General features: G+C 55.0%; 11 protein-coding genes. 8 read left to right on the top strand and 3 right to left on the bottom strand.

What is annotated here, in order from left to right:
• Positions 1 to 188: 188 nt before the first annotated feature.
• Together KP814_RS23170 and malK are read left to right on the top strand one after the other, a co-directional pair.
• On the top strand, positions 189 to 1,811 hold the full coding sequence (locus KP814_RS23170; protein WP_216739000.1) for an alpha-glucosidase family protein: 1,623 nt from the start codon (positions 189 to 191) through the stop codon (positions 1,809 to 1,811).
• A gap of 34 nt (positions 1,812 to 1,845) precedes the next feature.
• Positions 1,846 to 2,961, top strand: coding sequence for a maltose/maltodextrin ABC transporter ATP-binding protein MalK (malK, locus tag KP814_RS23165; protein ID WP_216738999.1), 1,116 nt, complete (start codon positions 1,846 to 1,848; stop codon positions 2,959 to 2,961).
• Positions 2,962 to 3,112: 151 nt separating this feature from the next.
• On the opposite strand, the gene KP814_RS23160 is transcribed toward malK, so the two are convergent.
• Positions 3,113 to 3,334 (bottom strand): hypothetical protein, encoded by a 222-nt coding sequence (locus KP814_RS23160; RefSeq protein WP_216738998.1) that lies wholly within the window; start codon positions 3,332 to 3,334, stop codon positions 3,113 to 3,115.
• A 17-nt stretch (positions 3,335 to 3,351) separates the two neighbouring features.
• A complete protein-coding gene (locus KP814_RS23155; protein WP_216738997.1) occupies positions 3,352 to 3,879 on the bottom strand; it encodes a GNAT family N-acetyltransferase in 528 nt (175 codons plus the stop codon).
• A 219-nt stretch (positions 3,880 to 4,098) separates the two neighbouring features.
• On the opposite strand from KP814_RS23155, the gene KP814_RS23150 reads away from it, so the two are divergent.
• The 6 genes from KP814_RS23150 to KP814_RS23125 all read left to right on the top strand — a co-directional run bounded on the left by KP814_RS23150 (position 4,099) and on the right by KP814_RS23125 (position 12,783).
• Positions 4,099 to 5,001 (top strand): GGDEF domain-containing protein, encoded by a 903-nt coding sequence (locus KP814_RS23150; protein ID WP_216738996.1) that lies wholly within the window; start codon positions 4,099 to 4,101, stop codon positions 4,999 to 5,001.
• 47 nt (positions 5,002 to 5,048) lie between these two features.
• Entirely contained in the window at positions 5,049 to 5,594 is a 546-nt protein-coding gene (locus KP814_RS23145; RefSeq protein WP_216738995.1) for a hypothetical protein, read from the top strand.
• 230 nt (positions 5,595 to 5,824) lie between these two features.
• Positions 5,825 to 10,129, top strand: a complete 4,305-nt coding sequence (locus tag KP814_RS23140; RefSeq protein ID WP_216738994.1) for an RHS repeat-associated core domain-containing protein — start codon at positions 5,825 to 5,827, stop codon at positions 10,127 to 10,129.
• Between the two features lie 16 nt (positions 10,130 to 10,145).
• The gene (locus KP814_RS23135) at positions 10,146 to 10,517 is read left to right on the top strand and encodes a hypothetical protein (protein WP_216738993.1); all 372 of its coding nucleotides are present in this window, start codon (positions 10,146 to 10,148) and stop codon (positions 10,515 to 10,517) included.
• A gap of 5 nt (positions 10,518 to 10,522) precedes the next feature.
• Positions 10,523 to 10,936 (top strand): hypothetical protein, encoded by a 414-nt coding sequence (locus KP814_RS23130; protein ID WP_216738992.1) that lies wholly within the window; start codon positions 10,523 to 10,525, stop codon positions 10,934 to 10,936.
• A gap of 659 nt (positions 10,937 to 11,595) precedes the next feature.
• On the top strand, positions 11,596 to 12,783 hold the full coding sequence (locus KP814_RS23125; RefSeq protein WP_216738991.1) for an aspartyl protease family protein: 1,188 nt from the start codon (positions 11,596 to 11,598) through the stop codon (positions 12,781 to 12,783).
• A 57-nt stretch (positions 12,784 to 12,840) separates the two neighbouring features.
• Here KP814_RS23125 and KP814_RS23120 read toward each other — a convergent pair whose 3' ends face one another.
• Complete coding sequence (locus KP814_RS23120; protein WP_216738990.1) at positions 12,841 to 15,228, bottom strand: metallophosphoesterase family protein; 2,388 nt, start codon at positions 15,226 to 15,228, stop codon at positions 12,841 to 12,843.
• Positions 15,229 to 15,589 lie beyond the last annotated feature (361 nt).

Below are 15,589 nucleotides of genomic sequence, written 5' to 3'. Positions count from 1 at the left end.
CCTCATACCCACCCTCCGCCTCCTCCTCCCCCCTCATCCCCACTACTACGCCAAGAAAAAAGAGGGAGGGAGGATGTTCGGCCGGTTCGCCGCAGGCACCATCTCCATAACTGTAAAAATAACAACGTCTTCCACTTTTCTGTGGGTGCAAGTGCGTTACCTGGTTTGGAGTTGTTAAGAGAGGCGACATGCAGGTTGATCGTGATTGGTGGCGCGGCGCAGTCATCTACCAAATTTATCCCCGTAGTTTTTTTGATTCCAACGGCGACGGCATCGGCGACCTGCCGGGCGTCACCGCAAAGCTGGACTATGTCGCCAGTCTGGGAGTGGACGCCATCTGGCTGTCTCCTTTCTTCACTTCCCCCATGAAGGATTTTGGTTACGACGTTTCTGACTATCGCAACGTCGATCCTATTTTCGGAACCCTGGAAGATTTCGAGACGATGGTGGCGGAAGCGCACAAGCGCGGCCTGAAAATCATCATCGATCAGGTGCTCAGCCACACTTCCGACCAGCACGCCTGGTTCAAGGAAAGCCGCAGCAGTCGCGACAATGCGAAAGCGGACTGGTATGTGTGGGCGGAGGCGAAACCTGATGGCACGCCGCCGAATAACTGGGTGTCTGTCTTTGGCGGTTCCGCCTGGGCGTGGGACAGCCGTCGTCGTCAGTACTATCTGCACAACTTCCTGACCAGCCAGCCTGACCTGAACTTCCACAATCCTGACGTGGTTGAACAAGTGCTCAGCGATGTCGAGTTCTGGCTGCAAAGAGGCGTGGACGGCTTCCGTCTCGACGCCATCAACTTCTGCTATCACGACAAGCAGCTGCGGGATAACCCCGCCAATACCGAAGTGGCGGAAGGCTCCATCGGCGTGCGTAAAGAAAACCCCTACGCTTACCAGCGTCATCTTTACGACAAAACACAACCTGAGAACCTGCCGTTTCTGCAACGGGTGCGCGCCCTGTTAGAGAAATACCCGGGTACAACCACCGTGGGCGAAATCGGCGACGACAACTCCCTGGACACCATGGCCGCTTACACCTCCGACGGCGACAAGCTGCACATGGCGTACTCCTTCGATTTCCTGACCGAACAGTGCGACGCCAAGTTTCTGCGCAAGACTGTAGAAACCATCGAGTCAAAACTGGTGGACGGCTGGCCTTGCTGGGCGATCGGCAACCACGATGTCGCCCGCGTCGCCACGCGCTGGTGCGGACAGGAAGCGCCGCTGGCGTTGAACAAAGTCTTCATGACGATGCTGCTGACTCTGCGCGGCAGCGTCTGCCTCTATCAGGGTGAAGAACTCGGTCTAGTGGAAGCGGAGCTGGAATACGAAGATCTGGTCGATCCCTATGGCATCGCCTTCTGGCCGGAATACAAAGGCCGCGATGGCTGCCGCACGCCGATGCCCTGGAAAGCGGAGCAGGAGCATGCCGGTTTCACGACTGGAAAGCCCTGGCTGCCGGTCTATCCAGAGCATGTAGCCGCCGCCGTGGCGGAACAGGAGGATGCGGAAGATTCCCTGCTGCATACCTATCGAGAATTCCTGGTCTGGCGCAAGGCGCAACCACTGCTGCAGAAAGGCGACATCCGCTTCCTGCCAAGCCCACAGGATACCCTCCTGTATGAGCGCAGCCTGAACGGCGAACGCATGTTGGTGGCGCTGAACCTGTCGGCGCAAAGCGTGGATATCGAACTGCCCGCCGGCTCCAAAACGGTGGTGAGCGATCTCAGCGTTCTCAATGCGGAATGGAGCGACGCCTGCGTGCACCTTCCTGCATACGGAATCGGTATTTGTCAGCTGGCGTAAGCAACGCCGGCAATCAAGTTAAGAGGGTCCAGCCATGGCCAGCGTAACGCTAAAAAATGTCTGCAAAAGTTATGACACGGTAGAAATATCCAAAGACATCAACCTGGATATTGAAGACGGCGAATTCGTCGTCTTCGTCGGCCCGTCCGGCTGCGGTAAATCCACCTTGCTGCGTATGATCGCAGGCTTGGAGGAAATCACCTCCGGCGACCTGTTCATCGGCGAGGAGCGCATGAACGAAAAGGCGCCCATGCAGCGCGAAGTCGGCATGGTGTTCCAGTCCTACGCTCTTTACCCCCACATGAACGTGGCGGAAAACATGGCGTTCGGTTTGAAACTGGCGAAAACCGCCAAAGCCGAGATCGACAAGCGCGTAGAAAACGCCGCGCGCATTCTGCAATTAGAGCATCTGCTGCAACGCAAGCCGAAAGACCTGTCTGGCGGACAACGTCAGCGGGTGGCTATTGGCCGGACCATGGTGCGCGAGCCCAAGGTGTTCCTGTTCGACGAGCCGCTCTCCAACCTCGACGCCGCTCTGCGCGTACAGATGCGTATTGAGATATCCAAGCTGCACAAGCGCTTGCAGAGCACCATGATCTACGTCACCCACGACCAAGTGGAAGCCATGACCATGGCGGACAAAATCGTCGCGCTGGATCACGGACGCATTGCTCAAGTGGGCAAGCCACTGGAGCTTTACCACTATCCGTCCAACAAATTCGTCGCCGGCTTCATCGGTTCTCCCAAGATGAACTTCGTCACCTGCGCGGTGCTGGAAGCCAGCGCTCAGTCCGTCAAAGTCTCTCTGCCAGGAGCCATCGACCTGATCGTTCCAGTTAATGGCGCAGGACTGAAAACCGGCGATAAGGCGACCCTGGGCATTCGTCCGGAGCATTTCGTCAGTGCGGAAGAAGGCGAAGTCATTCTCAACGGCGTGGTGAATGTGGTTGAACGTCTTGGCTATCAAACCCTGGTGCACGCCGACGTAGAAGGATTCGACAGCACCCTGACCCTGCGTACGCCCGGCGCCAATCCGGTACGGGAAAACCACCCGATTGCTTTGGGCCTCAAGGCGCACAACTGTCATCTGTTCAAAGAAGACGGCAGCGCCTGCCCGCGTCTTTATGTGGAGCCTGGCGTAGAGCTGTAAGCCAACGCCGGAATAGAAGCTGGAGATTGCCCGCTGCTGGCGCCAGTTCAGCGGCGTTAAAGGATTACTGCGACCGCAGTGATAAGACGGATCAAGCGATTCCTGTGTCGCTCACTCCGTCTATGTAAGCACCTCGACCCTGAGTGTTTACTCAGCGCTTTGCCCGGCCTTCGCCGGGTTTTTTTTCGTCTGCCGCCAGTGTTTCCTGTTCACGCTCATCGCTTTCCTGCTGGGCCTTCTCTTCCTTTAATAAGTCGGCGGCGCCAGAAAAATCAAATCCCGTGTCTTCGTCCAACTGCTCTGGATCGAAACGGACGCCACAGCCCGCTTTCACTAATGGAGGCGGCTTACTTTGTCCTGTCTTTCTCGACATATCGACTCCTACCCAAATCAGGATTTTGGAATGCTGTAAAGCAGAACCTGCTTCTGCTGAATCTCCAGGGTTTTACTGGCTTTCCCTCCCAGCTTTTCCGCCAGACGCCGCGAGCGGGCGTTCATGGGATGGATCAGGCTTACCAGAGAGGATACGCCCACGTGCGAAAACGCCACATCCCTGATTGCTTGCGCTGCCTCATAGGCATACCCCTGCCCCCAGGACGCGCGACGCAATAGCCAACCGATTTCCATACCTGGCCATCCCTGCGGATAATAGAGTCCCGCACGCCCCAGCAGACGCCCGCTCTCAATCTCCTCCAACGCCCACAAACCATATCCCCGCAGACGCCAATGGCCGAGCATCAGCGCGAGGCTTTTCCAGGCTGCGTCCAAATCATACCCCTGGCCGTTCGCCATGTACCGCATCACTTCGTCGTCAGCCAGCATCTTGGCGTACTCCGGCAAATCCGCTTCCGTAAACTGGCGCAACCTTAAGCGCTCCGTCGTCAGCGTGAGCGGCGCTTTAATCTCAATACTTTGCATAGGTTTCGCGTCTTTCCATAGAGTCCGTGCAGATAATGGCTTTATTCAGCTTTCTACTACACTTGAATGAAGTTAATACATTATAGGCATCCGGGATTGAGTCAGCTATTTATTAAAAATATATCAACCAATTGATTAATAAATATATTTTCTAAAAGTAAGTAGCGGCGGGCAGATTTAACTAGACTTAAAAGTGGAACACCTGCAATTGGGACAGCAATGAACGCACTGGAACAAGAGTTCGGTTTTCAAGACATTGTGGAAAACGCCGCCGATGGCGTCTTAGTCACCAAAGCCTCTCCCCTGGACGATCCCGGCCCGGAAATCGTTTACGTCAACAGCGCCATGGAGGACTTGTCCGGTTACTCCAGAGATGAACTTCTCGGAGCCACTCCCAGAATGCTGCAAGGCCCATTAACCGATGCAAGCGCCTGCCGACGCATTCGTCGCGCCTTGCAGGAAAAGTCACAAGTGCGTTGCCGGCTGCTGAACTATCGCAAAGACGGCAGCCAATACTGGATCGAAATCAGCATTATGCCGTTGTTGGATAAAAGCGGCGCGGTCAGCCATTTCGCTGCAATCCAACGGGATATCAGCGCATATGTGAAACTGGAGGAGCACTTCTCCAAAGCCGCCGGTAAAGACGAAACCACCTTGCTCGCCAACAAGGACCATTTCCTTGATGGACTGGACAAAGAGTGGCGCCGCGCCTATCGACATCATTCGCTGTTCTCGCTACTCACTTTTCAGGTGGACCAGTTCAACGCCTCCCATGCCAGAGATTCGGAGCAAAGCCAGCAAATGCTGGCGCTCATCGGCGCGACCTGCAAAGCGGTATTCCGTCGCGAGGACACGCTCGGACGCATCGGAGAAAACGAATTCGCCGTATTGATGCCGGAAACGGATCTGCGTCAGGCGGGCCTTGCCGCAGAGCGACTGCGTAGCAAGCTGGCGGCGCTGGTGGACCGCCACCCCAGCATCCGGCCGCCGTTTACAGTCAGTATCGGCATTACTCAGAACCAGTTGTTGGATGAACGCCCGGAAAGCGTTCTCAACCGCGCCCGCCAGGGCCTGATCAAAGCCGGCGCCCAGGGCGACCGGGTCACGATTGTGGAAATCTGACAGGCGAAACAGGGCGTAAGATCAGAACAAACAATAGAGGCAAACGGATGAGCAAGGCAGAAACCCCTTTGGAGCTAAGCGAAGAGCAATGGCTGCACATCAACGAAACCATCACCATGCTTACGCTGGCGGTGGCGCAGATCGAAGCCTCCATTCTGGAAAGCGAGAAATCTTTCGGCCGTTTGACTCAGTCCTTCACGACCATCGTGGAAACCGTCAACTCCGCCCCAGACCCATCTACTCAAGCCCATGAACTGAAATTGCAACTGGACGGACTAAAGAAAGACGTCCATAACGCCGTGGTCGACTTCCAGTTTTTCGACCGCTTGGCGCAACGCCTTTGCCACGTAAAGGAAAGCCTGGGCGAACTGGGCGGACTCTTGCAGGCGCGCGAACGTCTGGACAAACCGGAAGAATGGAAGAACCTGCAACAGGAACTCAAAGGTCGCTACACTATGGCCTGCGAGAGAGAAATGTTCGATATGATCCTCAATGGCGTCGCCATTGAAACCGCTTTAGCCCACTTCAAAGCCAACTATCTGGATGAGATGGCAAAACAAAACGAAGATGACGGAGAAATCGATCTGTTTTAAACACGTAAACCGTCCCCTTCTCTACAGCGCGACTTTCACTTACTCCTTTTTCATGACTGGCGTTAGTCCCAAAGGACGATTGATCAAAAAACAGACACAAATACAATAACGCCAGCATTATTTCTGTTTGTAACCCGGCCTCTTCTTACAGCAGTTCAGGTTCCCCTCCCCCCGGTTTACCTGAGCCTTCATGCGTCCAGAAGCGGTCTCTAACAAGGGATGTTTCCTGCATGCATTACCCCCGTCGCTTCCAAGTCAAACATCACTTGGATATCGTCGCCGATGAGCTGACGCGCATTGAGTCGCCCACCACCGCCATTGGTTATATCGAGAAATGTCTGAGCGACGGAGATGGACGCGGTAAAGATTTCGACGCCTTTATCGCTTCGCTGCAGGGAAGTCATTTCCAGTCCACCTCCAACAAATTTCCCGGCCGCACCGCGGCGGCGTTTAATAGCTGGCGCAACACCCTGATTCGCGAAGCGCGCCATGGCAATGTGCTGCTGGTGGTGGATGCAAGCGAAAAGCCTTTCCATCCGTTGATCGTTGAGAAGAACAAGAAGTTGACGCCTGGGCAGTCGAACACCCATGTCGCCACCCAATTGCTGAATCGCCTGAAGCCGGTGAAAACGCCCTCGCCGAAACGCCCGGCGGGAACTGCTGCGGGCGGCGCGGCCGCCTCCAATCCCATGGCGGAAAGCCATCCGTCGTTCAACGGCAATGTGGGCTGGGCCAGTGAAAAGAGCGAAAAAACCAGCTACGGCGCGCCGCCGCCTCCTGCTTCGTCAGCGCCCAGTGTTGAAGACACGTCCGTCAGCGACGCCAGCGGCCACAATGACAACGGCGAAACTCAAACCGCCAACGACGAAGCCTGCGTCAGCGGCGATCCTGTGAGCATGATCACCGGCGAGGAACTGCTGGATCTGGTGGATTTCACCTTGCCCGGTCCCATGCCTTTGGTGTGGAAGCGCACCTACAAGTCGTCCAACGACCATCAGCGCGGCCTGGGCGTGGGCTGGACGCACCTGTTATGTCAAACCCTGGAAGAGGACAACGGCCGCATTACCTTCACCACCGATGAAGGCCGTTATATCGACTTCCCGCGGCCCCTGATAGAACAGTCCAGTCGCAACGCGGCGGAGCGCATGACCCTGCACCGAGTGGACGAGAACACCTACGCGCTGCAGCAGATGGGACAGCCGGACAAAGTCTTCGTCGGCGGCAACGGCGCTTACCGCCTGGAAGCCCTGGTGGACGCCCTGGGCAATCGCATCGACATCGCTTACTGGCAGGACGTGGACGGTTATGCGCGTCCCATCACCATCCTGCAAGCTAACTGGGGACCACGTCTGCATATCCTGCACAACGCCCAAGGCCTGATGTGCGAGATTCAGTCGATCCAAACTAACGGCGCCGTCGCAACCTTGGCCACCTACGACTATGACGAACAGCAGGACCTGATTCGCGCCGCAGACCGGGCCGGCGCCAGCGAAACCTACGCCTACCGCCATCACGTCATCACCCGCCGCACTCTGAAGACCGGCTTCAGCTTCTATTTCGAGTGGAGTCAGTACAGCCCCAGCGGCAAGTGTCTGCGCCAGTGGGGCGATCGCGGCATTTACGATTACCGTTTTGAATGGGATATCGCCAATAAAGTCTCCCACGCCTTCGACAGCAACGGCGGCAAAACCACTTACTACTACGACCACCGCGGCAAGATCATCAAGGAAATCGATCCCGAAGGCGGGGTCACGCGCATGGCCTACAACAAACAAGGCCAGCTGATCGAGCATATCGACCCGGAAGGCGGCGCCACCCGTTACGCTTACGATGAGCAGGGATTACTGACGCAACTGACCGACGCCACTGGCGCGACCTATAAAATCCGCTACAACCACCGCGGCCAGCCCGTGGAGATGATCAATCCCCTGGGCCACAGCTGGCGTCGCGAGTACAACGGCCAAGGGCTGCTGACCTGCGTCACCGATCCGCTCGGCAACCAGACCCGCTACGCCTATAACGAACGCGGCCTGCCGCAGACCATCACCGACGCCGCCGGCAATGAAAAAACCTTCGTCTGGAATGCGCTGGCGCAATTAGTCAGCGAAAGCGTCAACGGCCGCCGCACCGAGTACCTGCTGAACGAAGACGGCGATATCGGCGCGGTTGTGGACGCGGACCAGCGCACAACCGAATACGAATACGACCTGCTCGGTAACGTCACCCAGGTGCAGCATCCGGACGGCTCCGCCGTGCAGTTGCGCTACAACGCCAACAGCCAGCTGACCCACTTTATCGACGCCGCCGGTCGCTGTACGGAATACGTATACGACGGCCTGTCCCAGGTGCGCAAAAAGATCGACCCCAACGGACAGGTGTTTGAATACCTGTACGACAAAGAACGCAACCTGATCGGCCTGATCAACGAGAAGGGCGAGCGCTATAAACTGGGCTACGACCGTAATGAACGCCTCATTCGGGAAATCGGCTTCGACGGCCGCATTCAGGAGTATCAGTACAACCGCGCCGGGCATTTGGTCTCTCATCTGGAAGGCGTTCACATCGACCTGCCGTCGGAACAGGCCAACACCACTCGCTTCCGCCGCGACCATCTGGGCCGACTGCGGGAAAAACACAGCCCGGACGGCGAGGTCAGCCAGTTCCACTACGATGTGGCGGGACGGCTCACTGAGGCCAGCAACCCTCACCGACAATTGCGCTTCGCCTACAACGCTCTAGGGCAGTTAACGGAAGAGCGTCAGGACCAGCATGTGCTGCGCCATGATTACGATCCTCTGGGGCTGCGCACGCAAACCCAGTTAGCGGACGGAACCCGGCTTAACTTCGCCTACGATCAGCATGGCCTGTTCAGCGAAGCCCGCTACAACGACAACCTGCTGACGCAAATCACCCGGGATGAGCAGGGGCGGGAAATCACACGCCAGCAGGGCGCGCTGCAGTCCCAGTATGAATACGACCTGATGGGCCGCCTGAGCCGCCATCGCGTCGGCCATGAAGCCAACAAGACGCAACTGATCGACCGGCGTTATCAGTATGATCACCATGGCAATCTGGCGCTGATCGACGATCTGCAAAAAGGCGCGACCCGCTACCATTACGACGCCCTGGACCGCCTCAAACAGGTGGAGAGTTACTGCAACGAGCAGTTCGACTTCGACCCGGCGGGGAACATCCTGAGCGGAGAAAACGATAACGCGGTGAAAAAAGGCAACCGCCTGCAATTCCACGGCGACCGCCACTTTGACTATGACGACGCCGGCAACCTGATCCGCGAACGTCGTGGCAAAGGCGGCAAACTGGAAACCCGCTACCTCTACAACAAGCAGAACCAGCTGATCGCGGTGGAGAAAGACGGGCAGCGCACCGAATACCGTTACGACGCCTTGGGCCGCCGTATCTCAAAACAGGACGCCTTCGGCCAGACGGAATTCCTGTGGAACGGCGACGTGCTGCTGTCCGAACAACGCCAGCACCTGCGCAAGCTCTACGTTTATGAACCGGACTCATTCCGCCCGCTGGCGTTCATCAAGGACGAAAAAGTCTACCACTACCACCTGGATCACCTGGGCACGCCCCAGGAAATGACCGACGCCGAAGGAACCCTGGTCTGGTCCGCCCGCTACAAAGCCTACGGCGCCCTGGCCCTGCAAGACGTGGAAAGCGTCCACAACCCGCTACGCTTCCAAGGTCAGTATTACGACGAAGAAACTGGCTTCAATTACAACCGCCACCGATACTATGATCCGCAAAGCGGCCGCTTCATCAACCAAGACCCCATCGGCCTTCTGGGCGGCGCCAATGCCTACCAATATGCGCCGAATCCGGTGGGATGGGTTGATCCATTTGGGTTGACGGCGAAGCCGGGAGATTGTCCTCCGACTTCCCCTGCACTCAAGGACAGTGTTTACAGTGCTGAGAATATCGCACAGCGTGCAGCTGAATTTAACTATCTGCGTGAGTTGGATATAAAAAATAACGCCATGTTATCAGCTCAACAAAGGGCTAAGCTGATCATGGAAGATATAGCGCAAATGCCTGCGCTAAAATCAATCATTGCAAAAGTCAAAGAAATGGACCCTAGCGCCAAAGTTGGCTTTAGAGGAAGTATGACCACAGGTATGAAAGGACCACACAAGCTGGGCCAGGCGAAGCAGAGAGTAAAATTCGATGAAAGCGTTGCTTTCAAAAATGATAAACCCTATACAGATGAGCAGGGTTGGGATGTCGACTTTTTTGTTGTTAGTGACGCAATGAGAAGTAATCGCAATAGATGGCAAGGACTGAGGTCTTTAGCTTCTGATGATTTAATAAGTGACATAGACGATCTAAACCTTCAATTAAAAAGCAAGTATCCGAAAGGTCAATCGATAAAAAATAGATCATACAAAAATGAACACGATGACCCAACTGGATTTAGAACGGAGGAAAAAATAGATTTTAGAATATGGAATAGCGAAGAAATATCAAAAAACATGAAAGACGGAGACACTCCCTCTTTCATAGACAGCCAATAACTATCTGGAGCCACAAGTGAAACACCCTGGATTTATAGGAATGATATGTATTGAGCCAGAGCTCGAAATACATACAGTTTTTGAAAAGATAAAAAATACGTTTAACTTTATAGAATTCAAAGAGATTCAAAGAGATGACGTTATCTCCTTTATTGCAGAGGATAGTAATTTTAGAGTTGCCCTATACGGAGCCCCTCAAGACACCCCTAATGCATTATATGGGCTTGATTATGTAAGCTACACAGACTCGTTACTGCCTTCAGACCTTGAAAAAGAAATAAAAGAAAAAAATGATTTCGAAATACATGTTTTCTCCAAAAGATATGAAATATCATCTCAATTAGCAAGCTGGATAAAAAGAAAAACAAATCTTAATGCATTCAAATAAAAACAATGCAAAGCTCAAATAGTCAAAAAGCAGAAGCCAGTATAATCACAAACAGCACCAATGGAATTCTAAGAATCACTGTCATTTTTAGTAACATAGGAGAAACAAGCTACTTCCTAGACAAAAAACTTACCTTCCATAATGGCATATACACAATTTCATGCTTGTCATTAAATGCAGAAGGAAAAGAGATTAAAAGAAGGATAAATATAAAAGTAAAGCCGTCTTCGTTTCCTGATGACTATATAGAAATCAAGCCTCATAGTTCATACAGGGGCAGCCTTGTTCTAAATGAGTACTTCAACCTACCTGAGTCCGGAAGCATTTCGATACAGTACCAGGCTTCGGCCAGAAACCCTGTAACAGGGGATATTGACGTCATTAATTCAGCCATAACAGAAATAGAAATTGGAGACTAAGGCATCTCTGATGCAGCGAGTATTATCATTCAGTCACTAAGAGTGATCTGAAATACTCCGTATAAGCCATTCCAAAAGCTATCCCCTTTACTACCACAGCCATATGAAAATCCCAGATTTCCACCATCACGCATACTGTCCGGAGATGCACGGCGACTCAAACGTTCGGACGATTGGCTGGTTGGGTGATTCTGTTCCGAGTATTGGACCCAATCCTGATTTCGTGTTGGAGATTCTGCAGCATTTCCGGCAATGTCATTTTGCCCATGATGGTGAGTTGGGCAAACATGCGTGTGAGATGTGTGATGCTGACGAGAGGTTCCACGGGGAGTTCTGGGTTGAGATAGGCGACATTCGCTATGTTCTGCCTTTGGCGGTTTTTCATTATATAAACGCCCATGAGTATCAATTACCTCCTCAGTTTGTAGAGGATTTACTCCTGCACTGGCGCTCCGAGGCGTCGTTATCCTGCCGGAATGGAAGCTGCGCTGCGAGAAATCAGGACAGAAAGGGCTTTGAATGGCGTAGTGAGGTCAGTTGTATTCCCCGGGGGCCTGTGAAAAAGTGGTGGCGATTCTGGCGCCAATAATTCTGTGATACGGATAGAGCTCAGCAACTCAGGGTATTCGCCTTCCATTCACTGCCTACAGGACACCGATATGAAATTACCAAAGAAGCTAATTCCGCTCTTCGCGCTAATCACTGTTTCTTCTTTATCGTTCGCGGCCGATGAGGCGCCGGGTTGGGTGACGGAGGGTCCTTACGTCGCGGAGAAGGCGTTCTCTTTCGAGCTCCCTCTGGAGGTTCTGGCTAACAAGTTATTTGTTGAAGTGGAAATTGGCGGCGCGCCTCGGCGTTTTGTTTTTGACACCGGTTCGCCGTCGATGATGAGCGCGAAGCTTGCGCAGGAGTTAGGGCTGAAAGCCATCGACAAACGCCAAGGGCGAGATTCCCACGGAACGATCGTCGAGAGTGAGATTGTGCAGGCGGATCTGAATGTTGGGGGAACGGTTTTTCATAAAACGCCGCTCTTCGTAGCGGATTTTCCAAAGACAGCGCAGTGCTTGTTTGATGGCGTACTCGGCTCTGAAGTACTGCCGCTTTGCGCCTGGCAGATTGATTTATCCTCCTCCGTACTGCGTTGTCATTCCGAGTTATCGAAGCTCGACCACCTCGATAAAGCCAAAAAGCAGACTCTGTATGATTTCGGTTATCCGCATGCGCCGATATTCGATATTCAGTTCGCGGACAAGGCCAAAAGCAAGGCAATGTTTGATACCGGTTCGCCTGAGTATCTGGCGGTTTCTCCTCCTGATTTCGTGGGCGCAAAGCGCAACGGCGGCGTTGGCGCCAGCCTCTCGGGCGCGGGTTCGCTCGGTGGCTCGTTGGGCGGCGCAGCGCCAAACAAAGAACAACTGAAAATGCAGTTTAAAAACCTGTCGATCGGCAATGTTGAGTTAGGGCGGGTCGGCGCGCTGTTGCGGGAATCGCCGCCCAGTCTGATTGGCGCATCCGTGCTGGAGCACTTCATCGTCACGCTGGATTCACGGTCTTCCTCTGCTTACTTCCTCCCGTATCGCGGCGGGCCTTTCTCGCGCTCATCGTATGGGTTTGGTCTGAACTTCGAGGAGACGCCGAGGGTTTCCCTGGTTTGGAACGATTCACCCGCCAAGGCTGCGGGCTTGCAGGTCGGTCAACCCATCACGTCCATTAACGGAGAGCCTGCCAACACCTCTTGCGAAGGCATTCGTAGCGCCATGCGCGCGATGTCGGAAGGCGACGTTATTGAACTCACGTGGGAAGGCGGCGCGGCCAAGCTGAAAAGGGAAAGAACGTTAACGGACTGATCCCCGTTAACGTTCGAATGCGGAAGCAATGCCGAAGCGCGGCTTTCCGCACTCCGCTCAGTAATACAAAAACAGCTTCAAATCATCAAAGTACACGTCGTTGTCGTTACCGGCTTTGCGTACGCCTCCCATGCTCACGCGCAGGGTGCGGGCGCCGCTGGGGAGTTGGCCTGAGAGCTGACGGGCTTCCCAGGATTGCGAGCTTTTACTGGTAAGGACGTCATCTCCCGCCCAGGTCAATTCAGCGCCACCGGCGTCTAAAGCGATCAGTTGCAGACGGGGTTCATCCGCGCCGCTCCAGGTGGAGAGCATGGCGCTGAATTCCGCGTAGGCGTCGCCAGCATCTATTTCCGTGGCGTAGGCGGACAGGTCAATTTCCTGTATGACCTGTTCCTCGCAGCAGTCGGAAGGCGCGCCTTTGCCAAAGCCGCGTCCGGCAAAGTAATAGGTTCCTTCAGCGGGACCAAAACCACCGTTGTCGTTGGCGGTGATCGCGTTCATCATGCCTTTTTGCAGATTCCATCCGCTCATGTCCCCGGCTTCAGCATCCCCATTGATAATCAGGTTATCGGTGCGGGTTCCGGCGATATCGAAACTGGCGACGTCACTCCAGGCGGACCAGTTCATATGTTCATCCCGCACTCGGGCGCGCCAATACCAGGTCGTCCCCGGACGCAGCGCCAGCTCCGGCCGACTCTGGCCTGCGTAGGCGTCATAGCTGGAAGTATGGGTGTTCTGCTCGCTGTAGCGCTTGTTCCAGCGATAGTAGTCATCTCCGCCAACGCGCACTGAACTGGCGCTCAACATGTCGCTCAGCTTAAGATTAAAAATGTCCGCATCCGCCTGCGTATCGATAGCGACATATCCGCTTTCATGATCGCCCTCGACCTCATCGGCAGGACCGTAGTACAGATTCTGGCGGCGCGTGCGGTTGCCCCAGATATCGTAAACCGCGCCGTCGAACTCGGGACTTTCCGACACTTGCCAATGAACCGCGCGCACCGCTTCCGGCATGGCCACCTGCACGCCCAGCTCCACGGCGCTGGCGTCCTGCTCGCCAGTTCCCGCAGTGACCAGCGGCAGATTGATATTGTCCTCGACGGAGAAGGTAAGGCTGTCCACCACCGTGAATTCCGTGTCGCCGTCAAAGCCGCCTTTCTTGCGCTCCAGCGTCATCGTCGGCGCGTCGCCGAAATGGAAGGTCAGCAGGTTGTAGCCGAACTCACTGCGGCTGATTTCGAAGGTATCGTAATCGCGGATCTGCTTGGCCTGATGATCCGCATCATCCAGCGGTTCGATGTAGCCGGAGGCGCTGGCGGCGTTGAGCCACAGGTGATTCACATCCCGTGACTGGCCTCGGGAATAGGCGTGAGTATGACCGAAAAGGTGCCCGGTCACCGCGCCGGTGCGAGCGCTGTATTGCTCCAGCTCCGCCACCATTTCACAACTGCCGATGCTCTCTCCCACGTTCCACATTTCCGACAGGCAACCGTGATGGAACATCCCCAGCACAAAGTGTTTGCCCTGCACTTCCGCGTCGTTCAGCGTTTCTTTCAGCCACTGCCGTTGCACCGCCAGCGTATCCCGGTTGAACGCGCCATGGGCGCCGGAGATCGTGTAGCTGTCCAGCCCGACCAAGCGCAGGTCCATGTAGTCCAGGTAGTACCACTTGTCTTCGTAACCGATAGAACCGTTTTCCGGCGGCGCCATATAGCTGCGATACAGACGTAATTCAGCGTCGCTGTAGTAATCGTGATTCCCGGGCACAGTCACCAGCGGCACATAGGGCGTGATGGCGGCGAGACTGCCGAACAACTGCTCGCGCCAGTTCTGGCGATTGCCGCCCACTTGCACCACATCGCCGGAAATCGTGATGGCGGCGATGTTTTCCGCGCAGGTCTGTGGTTGCGCAGCGTCACATTCATGTTGCAGAAAACCCTGGTTCACCACATTGGTGAGCACCCTGGCGTACTCATCCCGATCCAACTGGGTGTCGCTCAACGCGATGACGCGCGCCTGCTCCACGCCATCCCCCGCCTGGGGCCAGGTTTTGAAAGCGTAACGCGGCGTCGCCCGCTGTTCCCCCAACACCTTGGTGACCACGTAGTACTCATACAACGTATTGGAGCTGAGCTGATGTATCGGCGCTTTACGCACCAAGCCGTCGAGGGAATGAGACTCCGCGCTGACGCGGGTGAATTCGCCCTTGCCGTCGAAGGGGCGCACCCATACTTCCGCATTGCTTTCTCCCGTTTCGAACATCACCGTCATTTGGTCAGATGCGGGAGCCTGCAGATAGGGTTGCACGATAAAATCCGGCGCGGTGGCGCTGCTCGGCGGCTCGACATCAGAGCCAGGCGGGTCGGTGGGATCCTGGTCGCCGGAACAGCCGGCCAGAGCGAAGGCGAGACCGCAGGCCAACCAGGCAAGTCGTTTATGAAGCATGAGATATTCCTTGTAGGTTATGAATCCGGCAGCCAAACAGCGTCCCTCTATTTGTCTGAAGCGACAGGGCCTGGATGTGTCAGGTCCTGCCTTCGCGGCTTGCCGCCTCGCAGGCGCATCCCGGCGCCCGGTTACCAACACGTCAATATCAGCGTCGTGTTAATAACTGGCGAATCATCTGGTTCGGACCAAGATAAAGTTGGAATATTTCATTGGAATTTCCATAAAATTTCATAAACAAGGCAGTTTTATGACCGCTGGCACGAACCAGATTGTCATATTTATGTCATGCCGATTCGCTGTAATGCGCCAAAGCCAACACCGGACGCGGGTCCGCGCCGGAAAAGACGTAAGGAATGAA

The sequence above is a fragment of the Hahella sp. HN01 genome (genome assembly GCF_018986435.1).
Classification (GTDB): Bacteria; Pseudomonadota; Gammaproteobacteria; order Pseudomonadales; family Oleiphilaceae; genus Hahella.
The sequence above is the reverse complement of the archived record's forward strand: the minus strand, read 5'-3'. Positions and strand labels throughout refer to the sequence as shown.

Coding starts and splice junctions, on each gene's coding strand:
- KP814_RS23125 (WP_216738991.1), top strand. CDS start 11,596: ATGAAATTACCAAAGAAGCTAATTCCGCTCTTCGCGCTAATCACTGTT.
- KP814_RS23155 (WP_216738997.1), bottom strand. CDS start 3,879: ATGCAAAGTATTGAGATTAAAGCGCCGCTCACGCTGACGACGGAGCGC.
- KP814_RS23170 (WP_216739000.1), top strand. CDS start 189: ATGCAGGTTGATCGTGATTGGTGGCGCGGCGCAGTCATCTACCAAATT.
- KP814_RS23145 (WP_216738995.1), top strand. CDS start 5,049: ATGAGCAAGGCAGAAACCCCTTTGGAGCTAAGCGAAGAGCAATGGCTG.
- KP814_RS23130 (WP_216738992.1), top strand. CDS start 10,523: ATGCAAAGCTCAAATAGTCAAAAAGCAGAAGCCAGTATAATCACAAAC.
- KP814_RS23150 (WP_216738996.1), top strand. CDS start 4,099: ATGAACGCACTGGAACAAGAGTTCGGTTTTCAAGACATTGTGGAAAAC.
- malK (WP_216738999.1), top strand. CDS start 1,846: ATGGCCAGCGTAACGCTAAAAAATGTCTGCAAAAGTTATGACACGGTA.
- KP814_RS23160 (WP_216738998.1), bottom strand. CDS start 3,334: ATGTCGAGAAAGACAGGACAAAGTAAGCCGCCTCCATTAGTGAAAGCG.
- KP814_RS23120 (WP_216738990.1), bottom strand. CDS start 15,228: ATGCTTCATAAACGACTTGCCTGGTTGGCCTGCGGTCTCGCCTTCGCT.
- KP814_RS23140 (WP_216738994.1), top strand. CDS start 5,825: ATGCATTACCCCCGTCGCTTCCAAGTCAAACATCACTTGGATATCGTC.